Source organism: Indioceanicola profundi, assembly GCF_003568845.1.
GTDB classification, from domain to species: Bacteria; Pseudomonadota; Alphaproteobacteria; order Azospirillales; family Azospirillaceae; genus Indioceanicola; species Indioceanicola profundi.
This window is the reverse complement of record NZ_CP030128.1, coordinates 290,670-306,566: the sequence shown is the minus strand read 5'-3', so window position 1 is coordinate 306,566 and position 15,897 is coordinate 290,670. Positions and strand designations below refer to the sequence as shown.

General features: G+C 65.7%; 19 protein-coding genes. 8 read left to right on the top strand and 11 right to left on the bottom strand.

Annotated features, from left to right (window positions below; translation table 11 throughout):
• Positions 1-113: 113 nt before the first annotated feature.
• Positions 114-1,301, bottom strand: a complete 1,188-nt coding sequence (locus tag DOL89_RS22670; RefSeq protein WP_119681631.1) for an EF-hand domain-containing protein — start codon at positions 1,299-1,301, stop codon at positions 114-116.
• Positions 1,302-1,346: 45 nt separating this feature from the next.
• Positions 1,347-1,688 (bottom strand): hypothetical protein, encoded by a 342-nt coding sequence (locus tag DOL89_RS22665; RefSeq protein WP_119681630.1) that lies wholly within the window; start codon positions 1,686-1,688, stop codon positions 1,347-1,349.
• A gap of 364 nt (positions 1,689-2,052) precedes the next feature.
• On the opposite strand from DOL89_RS22665, the gene DOL89_RS25220 reads away from it, so the two are divergent.
• Positions 2,053-2,364 carry a hypothetical protein gene (locus DOL89_RS25220; protein ID WP_162937821.1) on the top strand — a complete coding sequence of 104 codons (312 nt, stop codon included), beginning with the start codon at positions 2,053-2,055 and terminating at the stop codon, positions 2,362-2,364.
• Between the two features lie 45 nt (positions 2,365-2,409).
• On the opposite strand, the gene DOL89_RS22655 is transcribed toward DOL89_RS25220, so the two are convergent.
• The 4 genes from DOL89_RS22655 to DOL89_RS22640 form a co-directional block, all read right to left on the bottom strand.
• Positions 2,410-2,865 carry a hypothetical protein gene (locus DOL89_RS22655; protein ID WP_162937820.1) on the bottom strand — a complete coding sequence of 152 codons (456 nt, stop codon included), beginning with the start codon at positions 2,863-2,865 and terminating at the stop codon, positions 2,410-2,412.
• Between the two features lie 113 nt (positions 2,866-2,978).
• Complete coding sequence (locus DOL89_RS22650) at positions 2,979-3,362, bottom strand: hypothetical protein (protein WP_162937819.1); 384 nt, start codon at positions 3,360-3,362, stop codon at positions 2,979-2,981.
• 88 nt (positions 3,363-3,450) lie between these two features.
• Positions 3,451-4,608 carry an EF-hand domain-containing protein gene (locus tag DOL89_RS22645; protein WP_119681626.1) on the bottom strand — a complete coding sequence of 386 codons (1,158 nt, stop codon included), beginning with the start codon at positions 4,606-4,608 and terminating at the stop codon, positions 3,451-3,453.
• A gap of 55 nt (positions 4,609-4,663) precedes the next feature.
• The gene (locus DOL89_RS22640; RefSeq protein ID WP_119681625.1) at positions 4,664-5,017 is read right to left on the bottom strand and encodes a hypothetical protein; all 354 of its coding nucleotides are present in this window, start codon (positions 5,015-5,017) and stop codon (positions 4,664-4,666) included.
• Positions 5,018-5,479: 462 nt separating this feature from the next.
• Here DOL89_RS22640 and DOL89_RS22635 point away from each other — a divergent pair, with 462 nt between their 5' ends.
• On the top strand, positions 5,480-6,046 hold the full coding sequence (locus DOL89_RS22635) for a PRC-barrel domain-containing protein (protein ID WP_162937818.1): 567 nt from the start codon (positions 5,480-5,482) through the stop codon (positions 6,044-6,046).
• A 202-nt stretch (positions 6,047-6,248) separates the two neighbouring features.
• Here DOL89_RS22635 and DOL89_RS22625 read toward each other — a convergent pair whose 3' ends face one another.
• Positions 6,249-6,671, bottom strand: coding sequence for a DoxX family protein (locus DOL89_RS22625; RefSeq protein ID WP_119681622.1), 423 nt, complete (start codon positions 6,669-6,671; stop codon positions 6,249-6,251).
• A 107-nt stretch (positions 6,672-6,778) separates the two neighbouring features.
• Here DOL89_RS22625 and DOL89_RS22620 point away from each other — a divergent pair, with 107 nt between their 5' ends.
• The 6 genes from DOL89_RS22620 (at position 6,779) to DOL89_RS22595 (ending at position 13,666) form a co-directional block, all read left to right on the top strand.
• The gene (locus DOL89_RS22620; RefSeq protein WP_225890067.1) at positions 6,779-7,702 is read left to right on the top strand and encodes a LysR family transcriptional regulator; all 924 of its coding nucleotides are present in this window, start codon (positions 6,779-6,781) and stop codon (positions 7,700-7,702) included.
• Between the two features lie 237 nt (positions 7,703-7,939).
• Positions 7,940-9,853 (top strand): TonB-dependent receptor domain-containing protein, encoded by a 1,914-nt coding sequence (locus DOL89_RS22615; protein ID WP_225890066.1) that lies wholly within the window; start codon positions 7,940-7,942, stop codon positions 9,851-9,853.
• A 74-nt stretch (positions 9,854-9,927) separates the two neighbouring features.
• Positions 9,928-10,872 (top strand): siderophore ABC transporter substrate-binding protein, encoded by a 945-nt coding sequence (locus DOL89_RS22610; protein WP_404813518.1) that lies wholly within the window; start codon positions 9,928-9,930, stop codon positions 10,870-10,872.
• Positions 10,873-10,990: 118 nt separating this feature from the next.
• A complete protein-coding gene (locus DOL89_RS22605) occupies positions 10,991-11,953 on the top strand; it encodes an ABC transporter permease (protein WP_162937817.1) in 963 nt (320 codons plus the stop codon).
• On the top strand, positions 11,946-12,911 hold the full coding sequence (locus tag DOL89_RS22600; RefSeq protein ID WP_404813517.1) for an iron chelate uptake ABC transporter family permease subunit: 966 nt from the start codon (positions 11,946-11,948) through the stop codon (positions 12,909-12,911). The genes DOL89_RS22605 and DOL89_RS22600 overlap by 8 nt, the downstream gene beginning before the upstream one ends.
• Positions 12,908-13,666, top strand: coding sequence for an iron ABC transporter ATP-binding protein (locus tag DOL89_RS22595; RefSeq protein WP_119681619.1), 759 nt, complete (start codon positions 12,908-12,910; stop codon positions 13,664-13,666). Before DOL89_RS22600 ends, DOL89_RS22595 begins: the two co-directional genes overlap by 4 nt.
• A 15-nt stretch (positions 13,667-13,681) precedes the next feature.
• Here DOL89_RS22595 and DOL89_RS22590 read toward each other — a convergent pair whose 3' ends face one another.
• The 4 genes from DOL89_RS22590 to DOL89_RS22575 all read right to left on the bottom strand — a co-directional run bounded on the left by DOL89_RS22590 (position 13,682) and on the right by DOL89_RS22575 (position 15,874).
• Positions 13,682-14,116: an EamA family transporter gene (locus DOL89_RS22590; protein WP_119681764.1), complete on the bottom strand. Its 435-nt coding sequence runs from the start codon at positions 14,114-14,116 to the stop codon at positions 13,682-13,684.
• 52 nt (positions 14,117-14,168) lie between these two features.
• Positions 14,169-14,489 carry a DUF2218 domain-containing protein gene (locus DOL89_RS22585; protein WP_119681618.1) on the bottom strand — a complete coding sequence of 107 codons (321 nt, stop codon included), beginning with the start codon at positions 14,487-14,489 and terminating at the stop codon, positions 14,169-14,171.
• A 45-nt stretch (positions 14,490-14,534) separates the two neighbouring features.
• A complete protein-coding gene (locus DOL89_RS22580) occupies positions 14,535-15,116 on the bottom strand; it encodes a PadR family transcriptional regulator (protein WP_225890065.1) in 582 nt (193 codons plus the stop codon).
• Between the two features lie 251 nt (positions 15,117-15,367).
• Positions 15,368-15,874: a hypothetical protein gene (locus DOL89_RS22575; protein ID WP_119681617.1), complete on the bottom strand. Its 507-nt coding sequence runs from the start codon at positions 15,872-15,874 to the stop codon at positions 15,368-15,370.
• Positions 15,875-15,897: the final 23 nt, after the last annotated feature.

Here is a 15,897-nt window from a genome sequence, read left to right as displayed (position 1 = left end):
CTCCATTGGTTCGGTGGCAGCCGGCCATAGCGCGTGGCGCCAGAGATCGGCCCGGCCGCGACAAGTCGAAGGATGCGCCTCCGTGGAGCGGAGGCGCTTTGGGACCGGCCCGCTTACAAGGCGCCCTCATCCTCGCCGAACAGGCTGTCATTCTCGCCGAGCATGCCGCTGTCGTCGCCGAACAGCCCGTCGCTGTCGTAGCCGGCGGTGTTCCATTCGTCGGCGCTGATCAGCCCGTCGGCGTTCATGTCCCAGTCGCCGAAGAGACCGGCTTCCTCGACACCGCTAGTGAACTCGTCCTCATCCAGCCAGCCGCTGGCATCGGCATCCCAATCGGCAAAATGATCCTCGCCATCGAACAGCGTGTCCGCATCCGACTCGTACTCCGCTTGGGTCAGGCGGTTGTCGCTGTTGCGGTCCATGCTGTCGTAAAGCGCCGTCCCGATTTCCTGATACCGGGCGGCCTGCGTGCCGCCGCCAGTTCCACCTGACGCCAGCGCGGTGCGGAACTCGCCCTGCGAAACCGTGGCGTCGCCATTCTGGTCGATCCGGGCGAACAGGCCGGACTGCCGGATCGCGCGGCGGAACTCGCCGCGGGAAATCGTGCCGTCCTTGTTGGGGTCCCAGGTCTGGACGTCCAGATTGATGCCCTGCTCCCCGAAGGCCCGGTCCGCCGCGCGGTTCCATTCCCGGACGCTGAGGCTTTTATCGCCATTACTGTCCCAGCGGGCGAACAGGGCATTGGTCATCTCACGGCGGTTCAGCCGAGAGTCCCCATCCATGTCGAAGGAGGCGAGGTTGAACGAGCCACCGCCCTGATTGGCTGCCTGCTGACGATTCTGCTGGTTCTGCCGGTTGGAGGCCTGCTGGGCGCTTCCGCCCTGGCGGCTTGCCGGTCGGTTGACGTCGTAGCCGCGCCCCTCGTAATTGACGGCGTTGGCCTGCAGGATCACGCGCTGGCTGCCCACGGTGACCGGACGGCCGCGCACGGCAAGCTCGGTGCCCTCGCGCAGGCGGATGCCGATCCGCTCGGTGCCGAGATCGACCACGGTGCGCTGCCCGTTCCGGGTTTCGAGCAGAACCAGAACGGCCTGCTTGTCGGAGTTGCGCAGGTTGACGCGCTTGGCATCGACGATGGTGCCGCGCACCTGGCGGTATTCCATCGAACTCTGCTGCGTCTGCTGTGCCTGCTGCCTGCCCTGCTGGGGCGGCGGCTGGGTCTGCTGGGCCGCGGCGGTGCCGGTAAGCGCCAGGGCGGAGACGGCTGCGGCGAGCGCCAGCCGGTTCGCGATTCTGGTCATGAGACAAATTCCTTGGATTTGGTGAAGCGGACACGGCGGGATCGGTTAGAACCAGTCGTCCCACTCGCTGTCTTCGAACGTGTTATCGTAGTATCCGGCGTAGGAGTCCTGCCGCCAGAACTCCCGCTCTTCCTCGCCAAGGGCGATCTGATCTTCCTGTTCAGCGCCCTCGCCGATCTCCGAACGGTCCCGCGGATCGGAGAGTGCGGCCGCACCCTCATTGTCAAGGCCGTAGTCCTCGTAATTCTCGAGGTCGGCGAAGCCGCCTTCCTCATAGGCCTCCTCATCCTCCCACCACTGGGCGGAAGCGGCGTACGGGGCGGCGATGAGCCACAGGGCGGCCAGGGCCGCGGCTCCTTTGCCGAAATGGTTGCGCCATTCAGCCATTCTCGGGTCCTCCTGTTCTATTCAGTGACCTCCGGCGATGGCAGGCCAACTTCGGTGCGGCAGGTGTGTCGCAGAGAAAAGGCGGTGGACTTCCACTTCCGAGTGCGCGGCGCGCCCTGCCGCTGGAACGAACAAGGGGCTTCCGCCGCCTGTGAAATCGCGAAACAGGCTGAACCCGATCCGGTTGAACCAGGGACTCATCCCCGGACAGCAAGAGATCGACATGCTGACCCGATGCCAGACCACAGCCGTTCTTTTCCTTGTCCCGGCCCCAGTCGGAGCTCTGGCGCAGGCTGATCAGGTTGCCGTTGGCGAGCCGCCCCGCGAAGCCCTGCAAAGGGCGCGGGCGGAAGTCGCTTCGGCCATGCAGCTACTCTCCCAGGCGGACGGACCTGAGCAGCGAGATGCCGTGGCGGCCGCGATGAGGAATGCCATCGACGCGCGAAGGGCCATGGAGCAGGCCGTCACCAGCGGAAAGGCGCTGGCCTCGCCACCCGATACGGCGACGGATCGCCTGCACCGGGCCATCGACAAGGTAAGTGAGGTCGAGCGCAGCCTGAGGCAGCTCAACCCTCCGATCGCCGATGTCGGTCTGGATGCGGCGCGCGCCCATCTGGCGGAAGCGGCATCCGCCATCGACGCGGTGGAGGGGCGGCTGGCGCCCTTCGACGAATGAAAGCCGGCCCGGACACCTCCGGGTGTCCGGGCGCAACGAATAATCCTACTCCGGCCCGGGGCCGCCCTCTTCCACAGGCTCGGCGGCAACGGGCGGCGGCTCCGAATCCCCCGGGGTGCGTGGCGAGGTTCCCGCTTCGGCGGCATTGTTGCCGGGCGAAACGGCGGGGCCGGCCGTATCCGTATCCGGGGCGCGGGTGCCCTGCATCGTCGGGGCCGGCGCCAGGCTCCTCTGCACCTCGGGCGAGGTCAGGCCCCTTCTCTCGGCCTCATTGGGATCGCCGGGGCCGGATTCACGGTCGCTGGTGTCCCAGTTTCCAAGGGATTCCGGCCAGTTGGGCGAATCCTTGCCGCCGGGTTCATTCTGATCATGAGTCTGCGCCGGGCGCTCAGTGTCGTAGGCCGGCGCGTCCTGCGCCATCGCGGCTGTTCCCGCCATTAGCATGGCCGGGATGATCAGCGAGGCGGCAGTCATTCTGGTCGCGTGGCGACGGGGTCGCATCGGTTTTCTCCACCAGTCTGTTGGCTGGCCGGCCAAGGATCGGGATCAACAGGCCGCGTCCGCCATCGTCGCGGAAACAGGCCGGTCCTGCCGACCCCGACCGGCCAAACCGCTTAGTCGCTACGCGCGACAATGGTCCCGCTCATGGGATCGATGATCACTGTCTGCTCTTCGCCCTCGGGCGAGGTGACTTCTGCAACATAAGTTTCGCCGTCACGCCGGAAATTGCTCACCTTCGAATAGCCGAGCTGGCTGAACCGGTTCAGCAGCGTTGTCTGCATCAGGGCCAGACGTTGCCGCGCCGGGCCGTTGCGCGCCTCCAAGTTCGGGACGTCGTCGATCTCTACCAGGACCCTGCCCTGGCCGACGCCGGCCGGCTGCTCCCCGATGGCTGCATCCTGCTCCAGACCGGGCAGCTGGCCGGTTGCAGGCATTCCACTGCTAGGGGACTGCGCCACCGCAATGGGCGGGGCCAGGGTCAGCATGAGGCTGGTCACGAGTAATCCTATCCGCATGGTATGCTCCTTTCCCTGCGGGTCGGCTGGCCCGACCGCTTGGCCGTGCGCCAGCCGCCGTGAAGAGGTGTCAGCCGCCGCCGCTCATGGTGCTGAGGTCGCGGACCGGCGGGGCGGTGTCCTCGTCCTCGAGTACGTCAAGCTGCGCGCCGGACGGGTTGGCCTCGATGCCGTAAGGGCTGACCTCCGCATCCGCATCGGTTGCCCCCGGTGTGCCGCGCGGAGCACGGTCCATCCCCCCGGCGGCGACCTCCTCATCCGCACCGGCACTCAGCGTGATCTGGCCGTTGCGGGCCTGACGGAACTCGGTGCCGCTGATGCCGCCGCTGCGGTCGGCGTCGATCTGCCTGAACAGGCCGGACTGCCGCATCGCCGTGCGGAATTCACTGCGGCTGATCCGGTCGTTGCCATCCGGGTCCCAGGCCTGGACGGAGAGGTTGATGTCGCCTTCGCCGAATATCCGGTCCATGCCGCGGTCCCATTCGGCCACGCTCAGCACGCCGTTCTTGTCCCGGTCGAACCGGTCGTACAGCGCCCGGCTGATCTCGGCGGTACTGAACTGGGCGTCGTTGTTGGCGTCGTAGGGGCCAAGACGGAGGTTGCCCTGCTTCTGGTTGCCACCGCTCTGCTGGCTCGCAGTCTGCTGGCGGTTCCGCTGCTGGTTCGGCTGCTGATTGCGCTGGCTATCAGACGCCTGCTGCCGGTTGCTCCCACCCTGCTGCCTCGATGCTTGCTGCTGGCGGTTCTGCTGCTTGGCAGTCTGCTGGCCGGACGGGGCTGTTGACGTCCGTTGCATCGCCGGCCGGTTGACGTCCAAGGTCCGGCCCTCATATCGGACCGCATTGGCCTGCAGCACGACCCTCTGGTCACCTATGGTGACTTGGCGGCCACGGACGGCCAACTGACTCCCTTGGCGCAGGGACACCGGCACGTCGGTGCCCAGATCCACGACAGCGCGGTTGCCCTGGCCGGTTTCCAGCAACACCAGCGTTGCACGCTGGTTCTGCCCACGCAGCTTGACCTTGCGAACCTCCTGAATGGTGCCGCGGAGCTGCTGATATTCCATTGGCATCTGCTGCGTCTGGGATTGGCCCGGCTGTTGCGGCTGAGCCTGCTGGGACTGCGGGTTCTGGGAACCCTGCTGGTTCGACTGCGCGGTTGCAGCGCCGGTCAGCGCTATGGCGGACACGGCGGCGGCAAGCGCCAGGCGGATGGAAACACGGGTCATGACGACTCACTCCTTTTCTGATCGTGTCAGGGGAATCCGGGGCGATCGAAGCCGGCTAAAACCAGTCCCCCCACTCGCCGGTCTCGAAATCCTCCTCGTAGTAGCCGCCATAGGAATCCTCATCGCCGAACTCGGCGTCGTTCTCGCCCAGCCAGCCATCCTCCTCGTCGCCTAGGGCGATCTCGTCATCGCCTCCGAAGGCTTCGCCGGTATCAAGGGCGCCCTCATCCTGGAACAGGCCGTCCTCCTCATCCCCGGCCCAACCGGAGCCGAAGTTCTGTTCACCCTCGGCGAACGCCCCCTCATCCTCCCACCACTGGGCGGAGGCGGATTGCGGCACGGCGATGAGCCAGATTGCGGTAAGAGCCGCAGCGCCGGTTCTCTTCAGATCCAATCTCCAGCCATTCATTTCTCAGTTCTCCTCTCGTTGGGGACAGTGTCGGGCTGCTCAGCCTGCCCCCCCAACGACGCTCATTCCGGGTTGTCGCCGGGAATATTTTTGCCGGCCGCGCTCGAACCGACCTGGACTGCCGCTGTTGTGGCGAATGGACGGGCTTTACTGGAGGAGAGGAGGCGCAACACTGGCGTGGCGCTGATCTCCGGTGCCGTGCTCACGGTCGCCGGCTTCGATAGCGTCCGCTGGTCTCAGCCGCAGACCGACGGCGGCCGGTGCGGCGGCAATCCGGTCTCCTGACCAGGACCCGAAGGAAACAGGCACCGCCCTTCCCCTGGGGAGAGCGGCGGAAACTCCTGCTGAAAGGATGATCCCATGACACACAGGCTCACTTGGCCGCTATCGGCCTTGCTAGTCCTCGCCGCAGCGCCAGCGCTTGCGCAGACGGCGGATCGGGACCGGCATCAGGAAGGCATCGTGACCGACTCCACGGCAGCGACAAGCGCCATCACCAAGACGGAGGACACGCCCGTCATCGAACAGAACGAGGAAGACCGGGACGGCGATATGATCGGCGAGGGCCGTGACATCGATGTAGTCAGGGAGACGCCCGATCCCGACCCTGTGCCAAGGGCCGGTAACCCGCAGGACCCGAATGCCGCCCTGGCTGTCCGTGGCGCCGCGCCGGACGTGGAGCCTGGAGACGGCGCGACACGCATGTTCCCAGGGCAGATCGCACCGACCAACATGGGCCCGACCGGCTCCGGCCGCATCCTCGCTGCGGATCTCAAGGACTACACGGTGCGCCTTGTCGACGGGCAGGAGGTCGGCGCGGTCGAGACGCTGATCATCGATCTGCAAAGCGGCCGGGTGGAGCAGGTGGTCGTATCGACGGCGGATGGTCTGCTCGGTATCGGTGACGCCCGCGTCGAGCTTCCCTTCAGCGAGATTTCAGCTGTCGATACCTCCGGCAGGCAACTCGGCGTGAATATCAGTCGCGAGCAGCTCGAGAGCCTGGAAGCAGCCTCGGCCAACCGGGAGTGACCCTGGCTCCGGCGCTGGCGATTAATCTGCAAGGATGGCGATACGGACACGGCGGGAAGCCGTTCGGCGGCATGCGCCAGCCACAACCGGTCCGGATCAGCTGGCGGATCGCCTCCGTCACCTCCCGCAGGCTGGTCACGCAGCCACAGCTCTCTAGGCCTTCGTGTTCTGTGCCGGAGAGCTGCGGGACCGGCTCAGGCGGCTAGACGTTCCGAATCGGCGTCGGGGACCCTCTGCCTGCCCGCAGCGCGTCGACGCTCCAGGCGCCGCCGCCGGCGAATGCGAGATAGAGGAACACAAAGCAGTAAAGGATGGCGGCGTCGCCGCCGTTGAGGACTGGAAAGAAGCTGCGCGGCGCGTGTCCGATCCAATAGGCAAAGGCCATTTCGCCCGAGAGAATGAAGGCCACCGGCCGGGTGAACAGGCCGAGCGCCAAGAACGCGCCGCCAACCAGTTCCAGCGCGCCCGCGATCCAGGACAGCGAGAGAAGTGCGGGCGGGTTTTCGGTCGGCGGGAAGCCCAACAGCTTCTGCGAGCCATGTTCGAAGAAGAGCAAGGCGGCAACGATGCGCAGCACGCTGAGAATGCGGGGAGCCCAGACGGTCTGAAGCGTGTCGGTGTTCATGATCCATCATTCCCCTGTCGACCGCGGACGGGATGAAACTTGCCCGGCCCCGTAATTAGGATGATAATAAGTCGCAGGTGCAGCTGAGCGCAAGGACCGGTCGCACGGTGGACAGATATTTCGACCTGAACATCCTCATGATCCTTACGGTGCTGCTGCAGACGAAGAGCGTCACCAAGACAGCCAAACGGTTGGGACTGAGCCAGCCGACGGTCAGCCGCGCACTGGCCCAGATGCGGACCAGGGTCGGCGATCCCCTGCTTGTCCGCACCAGCAGCGGCATGGAGCTGACGCGCCGGGCCGAAGACCTCCGGACTCCCCTGCAGCACTGGCTGGCGAACACCTCGACCCTGTTGGAGCCGGCGCAGTTCGACCCGGCCACGCTCCAGCGGCGGTTCCGCGTGGCATCGACCGATTTCGGCGTTGCGGCGGTCGTGGCGCCGGCACTACCCCATATCCTGGATCAAGCGCCGTCAGCGACGTTGGATGTGGTGCCCTTCAGCGACAGCATGATGCAGAGGCTGGTTTCGGGCGACATCGACCTGATCATCACCGGCCTGGAACCTGATCGACAGGCGGCCCATGTCCGGTTCCTCTTCTCGGAGCGCTTTTCCTGCCTTCTCCGCCGTGATCACCCGCTGCTGACCGGCAATGGCGCTACATCGCTTCCGCTCGACCTCTTCCTGAAATGGCCGCAGATCAGCGTCGTGGTGGGAAGCGACGAGTTCGACCGCATCGACCTGTTGCTGGGAGAACGCGCCCGGGAGCGGCGCGTGATTGCGCGCCTGCCCTACTTCCAGGCGGCTCCCTCCCTGCTTGGGCGGTCGGATGCCATCATGACGCTGCCGACGCGGTCGGCGGAGATGCTGGCGGCCTTCCATGGCTTCGTTTGCCTGCGTGCGCCTGCCGAAATCCCTGGTTTCGACTATCACCTGCTCTGGCACGAACGCAGCCACCGCGACCCGGCCATTCAATGGCTCGCGGATCAGCTCTCGGCCCATTGCGCCTGCCTGCCGCAACCGGCTGAATAACGCTTATTCGTGTTTGTTGCTTGGCAAACCCCCGGCAATCTGACACTCAGCAACTGCGAGTTATTCGCAATTGCATAAGCGGTGCCGCACATGCATCCGCCCCAGCCGCCTTGGTCCACGGCAGGGTTCGCGACGCGCTTGTGGACGGTACGGGGTGTCGAAGGGGGCGTTCCAATGGGTTTTCGTATCGGGTTGCTGGCTGCCGTCGCATTGACCGCCATCGCGGCGACGGGGAGCATGGCAAGAGCCGAAGAGATGCAGGTGGCGGCGGCCGATGTGGAGGAGATCGTCATCACTGCCACGGCCCGCCAGCAGACGATCCGGAACGCACCCGCTTCGATCAGCGTGATCACCCGAGAGGATCTCGAACGGACGCCCTACCGGGAGGTCACGGACGCCCTGCTGGAGATTCCCGGCGTTGCCGTCACGCCGGGCGAGGGGAACAGCCGTGACATCTCCTTGCGCGGGATGGCGCCGAAATACACGCTGATCCTCGTCGACGGTCGCCGGCTGAGCTCACGGGAATCGCGGACGAACGGCGGCAGCATCAGCGAGGGCGGGCTGCTTCCCCCGTTCGAGGCGATCGAGCGGATCGAAGTGGTCCGGGGACCGATGTCCTCGCTCTACGGATCGGACGCGATGGGGGGCGTGGTCAACATCATCACGCGGCGGATCGGCGATGTCTGGCAAGGCAATGTGCGGGTTAACGGCACCCTGCAGCTCGACGACGATTTCGGAAATTTCGGCGATGCCAATTTCTACGTCTCCGGACCGCTGACCGACGGGCTCGGGCTGCAGGTGCAGGGCGCCGTCAACCGGCGGGAAGAGGACAGGATCATCGGCGGAACGCCGGAGCGCCGGGACGACACGATTTCCGCCAAGCTCGGCTTCGACCTGACGCCCGATCACCGCTTCCTGGCGGAAGGGGGTTATTTCCGGCAGAAGGTCATCGCGACGGCCGGACAGACCTTCAAAGCCACCGCGGAAGAACCCGCGGGCACGGAATCGACCCAGACGCAGAACCGCTATGTCGGCTCGCTGAGCCATAGCGGCGACTGGGGCTTGGCCACGTCCGAGAGCTATGTCCAGTATGAGGACGCGGAAAACGTCGAAACGGAAAAGCGCATCAAGAACACCGTCGGCCAAAGCATCTGGGTGGTGCCGCTGCCATCCAACATGCTGAGCCTGGGCAGCTATTTCCGGCATGAGGACCTGACCGACCTGACGGGCAACAGGCTGGCCGGATCGACCAGGACCGGCGCCAGCCGGACCGCATGGGCGCTGTTCGCGGAAGACGAGTTGCAGCTGTTCGACGGCTTCGCCCTCACCGGCGGCATCCGCATGGATGATGACGAACAGTACGGAACCAACTGGACCCCGCGCGCCTATGCGGTGTGGAACGCCACCGATGCCATCACGGTGAAGGGTGGATATTCCAAGGGGTTCCGCGCGCCCGACCTGCGCCAGACCCTGGCGGATTGGGGCCAGAGCAGCCGTGGCGGCAACATCTATGGCAATCCCAACCTGGAAGCGGAAACCTCCCGCACCTACGAGGTTGCACTCCTCTATGCCGCGGACGGCTTCCAGGCCGGCATCACGGCCTATGACACGCGCTTCAACGACAAGATCACGCGCCTGACCTGCGTGGAGGCCGGCGCTTGGTGCATCGACGAACCGCTCAGCTCCCTGGGCAGGCCGCCGACCACCTACATCAATGTCGACAAGGCGCGTATCCGGGGCATTGAGCTCACCGTGAGCCTGCCCATCACGGAAGCGCTGCGCCTCGACGCGACCGGCACGCTGACGGAGTCCGAGCAGTTGACGGGCGCCAATGCCGGTTCGGCCCTGAACGACACGCCCAAGCAGCAGGCGAGCGCCTCGTTGAACTGGCGGCCGACCAGCCGCTTCGACAGCTACATCCGCGCCATCTACCGGGGCGAGGAGGCCGTGACGGAAGCGCAGATCAGCGGCGAAAGCCTGGTGGCGCCGGCCTACACCACGGTGGATGTCGGGGTCGCCTATCAGGTGACGCCCAGCCTGAAGCTGCATGGCGGCATCCAGAACCTGTTCGACGAGCGGCTGGACTACGAGGAGTCCGCCTATGCAATCGACGGGGCGCGTGTCTGGACCGGCATCAGCGTCAGCTTCTGACCGGCAGGCGGACAACCCCGATGGCAGCCGGGCGAAAGGCCGCTGACGACCGAAAGGATGAAAGGACAAGGACGATGTCACATTTCCTGAAGCGGCGGGCCTTGCCGGGCCTTCCCAGATTGTTCTCCGCCGCCGTCTTGGCCCTGGCATTCGCGCAGGCCACGCCGGCGCTGGGTCAGGAGAAGATGGAGGTCCGGCATGCCCAGGGCACCACGAGCGTCCCGCACAACCCGCAACGGGTCGTGGTCTTCGATCTGGCCTCGCTGGACACGCTCGACGCGCTCGGCATCGAGGTGGACGGGGTTCCAGGCGGCGTGCTGCCGGACGACCTGTCCGAATATGCGGCGGACGGCATCCCGAAGGTCGGAACGGTGTTCGAGCCGGATTACGAGGCGGTCAACGCCCTCGAACCCGACCTGATCATCGTCGGCGGCCGCTCCGCCGCCAAGTACCAGGACCTCTCCCGGATCGCGCCGACCATCGACCTCACCATCGACACGGCGGACTACCTGGCCGACGTCGCCAAGAACGTCGAGCTGCTCGGCGGGATCTTCGACAAGGAGAAGGAGGCGGAAAGCAGGCTCGCCGCCCTGCGCCAGTCGGTCGAGGGCCTGCGCGCCGCAACGTCGAAGATCGGGAACGGGCTGCTGGTCCTGACCACCGGCACCAAGATGAGCGCCTATGGCCCCGGCTCCCGCTTCGGCATCCTGCACGGCACCTTCGGGGTGACGCCGGCCATCAAGGACCTGCAGGTCTCGCAACATGGCCAGTCTATCTCGTCCGAGTTCATCCTCCAGACCAATCCCGACTGGCTGTTCGTGATCGACCGCGACGCGGCGATCGGGCGGGGCGGTGCCGCCAAGACCGTCCTGGACAACGAGCTGGTCACCCAGGCCAAGGCCTGGAAAGAGGACCAGGTCGTCTATCTCGATCCAGTGAACTGGTACCTTGTCGGCGGTGGCCTGAGGTCGGTCCAGAACATGGTCGACCAGCTCGCGCAGGCGTTCAAGAAAGGCTGATTTCCACCAGGCGTGGATCGCGCTCCCGACGGGCAGGGCCGCTGGCTTGGCGGCCCTGCCGCCGTTGCGTCCGGTCCCGCCGCACCTCCGCATCCGTTCCGCAGCCCGCAGAGTTCCTGTGCCCAAACTTCTCCTTGCCGCGCTCGGCGTCGCCCTGCTGGCCGTGCTCAGCCTTTTCGTCGGGGCGACGGACCTGTCGCCCGCCGCACTCTTCTCCTCCGGGCCGGAGAGCGAGGCCATGCGGGTGATGCTGGCCAGCCGCATCCCACGCACCGCAGCCGTGCTGCTGTCCGGCATGGCCATGGGCGTCAGCGGCATGATCATGCAGATGCTGGTCCGCAACCGCTTCGTCGAGCCCGGCACCGCCGGCACGGTGGAATCCGCGAGCCTGGGAATCCTGGTCGTGACCCTGCTGGCGCCCGGCATCGATCTGTTCGTGAAGATGCTGGTCGCCGCGCTTTTCGCCCTGTCCGGGACGGCCCTGTTCCTCGCGATCCTGCGGCGCATTCCCCTGCGGTCGGTTCTGATGGTGCCGCTGGTCGGCCTGATGCTCAGCGGCATCTTCGAATCCGTCACCACCTTCTTCGCCTATCGCTACGACCTGCTGCAATCGCTGAATGCCTGGATTGTCGGCGACTTTTCGGGCGTCCTGCGCGGCCGCTACGAGCTGCTGTGGTTTGCCCTCGCCCTTACCGGTGCCGCCTATCTGGCGGCGGACCGTTTCACGGTGGCGGGGATGGGGCGGGACTTCACGACCGGTCTGGGGCTGAACTACCGCCGGGTCGTGTCCTTCGGCCTGATCATCGTGTCCATGGTGACGGCCGCGGTGGTGGTCACGGTGGGCACCATTCCCTTTCTCGGCCTGATCGTGCCCAATCTGGTCAGCATGACCGTCGGCGACAATGTGCGCCGTGCGGTGCCCTGGGTGGCGGTGGTCGGCGCCGGCTTCGTCCTGGTCTGCGACCTGATCGGCCGTACGGTGCGCTACCCCTATGAAATCCCGGTCGGCACCGTTGTCGGCGTCGTCGGGAGCGCGCTGTTCCTGTATCTGCTGCTGCGCAAGGATTCATCCCTTGGCTAGGTTCCGCAAGCCCTCGCCACGGCAGGTGCTGCTGCTCCTCGCACTCGCCTGCCTGGCTGTGATCGCCGCCTTCATGACCGTCGGCGCCAAGGGGAGCTGGGGGTTCATCCTGTCCTTCCGCGGCGCCAAGATCGCCGTGATGGTGGTGGTCGCCTATTCCATCGCGGTGTCCACCGTGCTGTTCCAGACGGTCACCAACAACCGCATCCTGACGCCCGCCATCATGGGCTTCGACAGCCTCTATGTCCTGATCCAGAGCGGTATGGTCTTCCTGCTCGGCTCCAGCGGGATCGTGTCCGTGGACCCGCGCCTGCGCTTTGCGGCAGAAATCGCGGTGATGGTCGCCTTTTCGGTGCTGCTCTACGGCTCCCTATTCGCCGGCGGGCGGCGCAGCCTGCACCTGCTGATCCTGGCCGGCATCGTCTTCGGCATCTTCTTCCACAGCCTGTCCACCTTTCTCCAGCGCCTGATCGACCCGGCCGAGTTCGCCTTTCTCCAGGACCGGTTCTTCGCCAGCTTCAACTTGGTCCGCCCGGACCTGCTGGTCACGGCCGTGGTCATAGTGGCGGTCGTGACCCTTGTGGCGTGGCGGATCATGCACAGCTTCGATGTGCTGGCGCTCGGGCGGGATCGGGCGATCAATCTCGGGGTCGACCACCGCCGTATGGTGACCATCATCCTCATGCTGGTCGCCATCCTGGTGTCGGTGTCCACGGCGCTGGTCGGGCCGATCACCTTCTTCGGCCTGCTGGTCGCGAATCTCGCCTATCTGGTGATGCCCTCGGGCAAGCACCGCCACATTCTCCCCGCCGCCATCCTGCTGGCGATCATCTGCCTGGTCGGCGGTCAGATGATCCTGGAAAGGGTGTTCGGCTTCGATGGCAATCTGCGCATCGTCATCGAATTCCTGGGCGGGATCACCTTCATCGCTCTGCTTCTGCGCGGGACCGCACGATGATCGAAGCGCGTAACGTCACCAAGGTCTATGGCGCCGCCGTCGTGGTGAAGGATGTCTCCCTTTGCCTGCCGGCGGGCGGCATCACCTCCATCATCGGGCCGAACGGGGCCGGCAAGTCGACCCTCTTGTCGATGATCAGCCGGCTGCTGCCCATGTCCAGCGGCACGGTCACGGTGGACGGGCTCGATGTGACACGAACGCCGGGCGACGTGCTGGCGCGCCATCTCTCCATCCTGCGTCAGGACAATCATCTCTCCTCGCGGCTGACCGTGCGCGACCTGGTGGAATTCGGGCGCTATCCCTATTCCAAGGGCCGGCTGACCGAAGCGGACCGCGCGCATGTGGAGCGCGCCATTGACCATCTCGGTCTCGGGCCCTTGTCGGGGCGCTTCCTGGACGAGCTGTCGGGCGGGCAGCGCCAGCGCGCCTTCGTGGCGATGGTCCTGTGCCAGGATACGGATTACGTGCTGCTGGACGAGCCGCTGAACAATCTCGACATGCGCCATTCCGTGCAGATGATGAAGCAGGTGCGGCGCTTCGCGGATGAGATGGGAAAGACCATCGTCATCGTCCTGCACGACATCAATTTCGCATCCTGCTATTCCGACAATATCATCGCCATGCGGGATGGGGGGGTCCTGTTCCAGGGCCCGCCGGACATTGTGATCCAGCCGGACGTTCTCCGGGCCATCTACGACCTTGACGTCACCGTCCAGGTCATCGACGGAAAGCGCATCTGCAACTATTTCACCTGAGCGCCGGAGCGCCCGTCAGCGGAAGGCCGTCAGGACAACGCCGGCCGCTATCAGGACGACTCCCAGCCAGTTCACGGGGGAAAGCCGCTCCCCCAGGAAGGCGGCGCCGAACACGGCCACCAGGACCACGCTCAACTTGTCGACGGGTGCAACCTGGGAGGCGGGGCCCAGCTTCAGCGCCCGGAAATAGCAGATCCACGAAGCCCCCGTCGCCAGCCCGGAGAGCGTCAGGAAGACATAGCTCTTCACCGACACGGCCGAGAGGTCGAGCGTGGCGTCGGAGGCCAGGAACATGCAGACCAGCAGCAGCAGGACCACGGCCGTCCGGATCAGGGTCGCCGCATCGGAACTCAGCCCGGCGACCCCGACCTTGGCCAGCACCGCCGTCAGGGCCGCGAAACAGGCCGAGAGAACGGCCCAGCCCAGCCAGACCGGAAAAGTGGCTTTCATCATCTCCATGGCACTGCCAGCGCTCCCGCAGCGGGTTGGGCCGGTTCGGCGGTCAGCCGTTCTGCCAGTTGAACTGCAACGGCGCTTCACGGAAGGCGAAGCGGTCGAGGTGACGCGCCACCGCGTCCTTCAGCGCCGCGAGCTGCCCGTCCGCGCTCGCCTCCAGCCGGCATTCAAGCACATCCTCATGGGCCTGCAATGTGAGGATGGCGTCGCCGGGCCAGTCCGCGCCGCGCGCGTCGCGCGGAAAGACCACCGTGCCCGCGTCGGGCGTGAACTCCACCGTGAGATTATGGCTCCAATGCTTGCAGAGCTGCTGGAGGTAGCGGCTGCCATTGGCTGTCGGCACGCGGGCCGTGCTGTTAAGGCTCATGGCCTGTTCCTTTCCTTTATTCCACCACGCGGCAGGTGGCACGCATCACGGCAGGCGCTCGATCCGTTGCGCCGCCTCGTCAATGATCGCGGCGGCGGCGTGCAGCGTCTCCGTATCGACCTCCTCCCGCCCGAGGCGATGCGCCAGCACCGCCCGCAGATTGTCCATGGCCCGACGGATCGGCGCTGCGTCGATGCGCTTGCGCTTTGCTGCAAGCTCTTCAAGCCGTTCGAACAGGCTGTCGACCAGCTCCTTGTCGGCCGTGAGCTGGGCAATACCCTCTTGTGTGATCCTGAATGGCTTGCGCGCAGCCTCGGACTGAACCTTCTCGACCTGCCCCAGCTCTTCCAGCATCGCCAGTGTCGGATAGATGACGCCCGGGCTCGGCGCATAGCTGCCGTCGGTCAGCTCCTCAACCGCGCGGATCAGGTCATAGCCATGCCGCGGATGGTCGGCGAGCAGCTTGAGCAGCACGAGACGGAGCTCGGTCGCTTCGAACACCCGACGGCGGCCGCCGCGGCCACCGCCATGCCCCCGATCGGGTCCAGCGCCGTGCCGGCCGAACCCGCGCGGGCCTGGGTGGTGCATGCGCAGCTTGCCGCCGCAATGGTCAGGAAACAACCGCACTCTTCTCGCCTTTTACCACGATGTATCCACGATATATCTTATATGTTTCTATGGCAAGCCCTTTCCAGAAGCCTGAACCGGTTCGCGGGTACGCATATTCCGCCCGCTGGCGGCGCAACATCACCCGCGAGTTGGATCCGATCCCATAGGCGCGTCATGAGCAGGGTCGGTACTTGAACAATGGCGCCGGTCTCTGGCACCAGCCGCTGTGGCGGCGCGAAAGGACGATGCTGCGCCTCTTGTCTCCTGCCCTACCCTGCGCACCGTCCAGGCACAGGCCGTAGCCAATTGGCAAGCCGCGACGGCTGTGGCGCAACACAGCCAGCAGACATGCCGGCAGCTGCCTTGCGGATGAGGTGCCAACGACCTGTCTTGCGCAGCACATGGCTTGCCGCGATGTCAGCCTTCCCGGACATGCCGCTCGCAAATGCGTCGATGCTGTCAGCCGTCCAGGGGCCATCCTGGCGGCTCCAGCCATCATACCAGTCGCGATGATAGAACTCGCACATGTCGCCATAGCGGTTCACCCAATCCTTGACCCCGGAACAGGCAAGGTGAAGGGGCGGGTGCGCCGTTCCCCGATCGTAGCCGATCCGAGCGAGGCATCCCATGGCCAACAATTCGCCAAGGGCTGTGCGGTCGCTCCATGCCTCCTTGAGCACCTGACCGATGCCGGCCGGGTCGCCCTCAAGGTTGCAGTGGACGTAGGTGACGCTTCCGTCCTCGTTCTCGATGCCAATCTGAACCCGTGCCGACATGACTTGTCTCCTTGCGTGCGGAG

Coding starts and splice junctions, on each gene's coding strand:
- DOL89_RS22670 (WP_119681631.1), bottom strand. CDS start 1,301: ATGACCAGAATCGCGAACCGGCTGGCGCTCGCCGCAGCCGTCTCCGCC.
- DOL89_RS22665 (WP_119681630.1), bottom strand. CDS start 1,688: ATGGCTGAATGGCGCAACCATTTCGGCAAAGGAGCCGCGGCCCTGGCC.
- DOL89_RS25220 (WP_162937821.1), top strand. CDS start 2,053: ATGCAGCTACTCTCCCAGGCGGACGGACCTGAGCAGCGAGATGCCGTG.
- DOL89_RS22655 (WP_162937820.1), bottom strand. CDS start 2,865: ATGCGACCCCGTCGCCACGCGACCAGAATGACTGCCGCCTCGCTGATC.
- DOL89_RS22645 (WP_119681626.1), bottom strand. CDS start 4,608: ATGACCCGTGTTTCCATCCGCCTGGCGCTTGCCGCCGCCGTGTCCGCC.
- DOL89_RS22640 (WP_119681625.1), bottom strand. CDS start 5,017: ATGAATGGCTGGAGATTGGATCTGAAGAGAACCGGCGCTGCGGCTCTT.
- DOL89_RS22625 (WP_119681622.1), bottom strand. CDS start 6,671: ATGAACACCGACACGCTTCAGACCGTCTGGGCTCCCCGCATTCTCAGC.
- DOL89_RS22615 (WP_225890066.1), top strand. CDS start 7,940: ATGGCAAGAGCCGAAGAGATGCAGGTGGCGGCGGCCGATGTGGAGGAG.
- DOL89_RS22610 (WP_404813518.1), top strand. CDS start 9,928: ATGTCACATTTCCTGAAGCGGCGGGCCTTGCCGGGCCTTCCCAGATTG.
- DOL89_RS22595 (WP_119681619.1), top strand. CDS start 12,908: ATGATCGAAGCGCGTAACGTCACCAAGGTCTATGGCGCCGCCGTCGTG.
- DOL89_RS22590 (WP_119681764.1), bottom strand. CDS start 14,116: ATGAAAGCCACTTTTCCGGTCTGGCTGGGCTGGGCCGTTCTCTCGGCC.
- DOL89_RS22585 (WP_119681618.1), bottom strand. CDS start 14,489: ATGAGCCTTAACAGCACGGCCCGCGTGCCGACAGCCAATGGCAGCCGC.
- DOL89_RS22575 (WP_119681617.1), bottom strand. CDS start 15,874: ATGTCGGCACGGGTTCAGATTGGCATCGAGAACGAGGACGGAAGCGTC.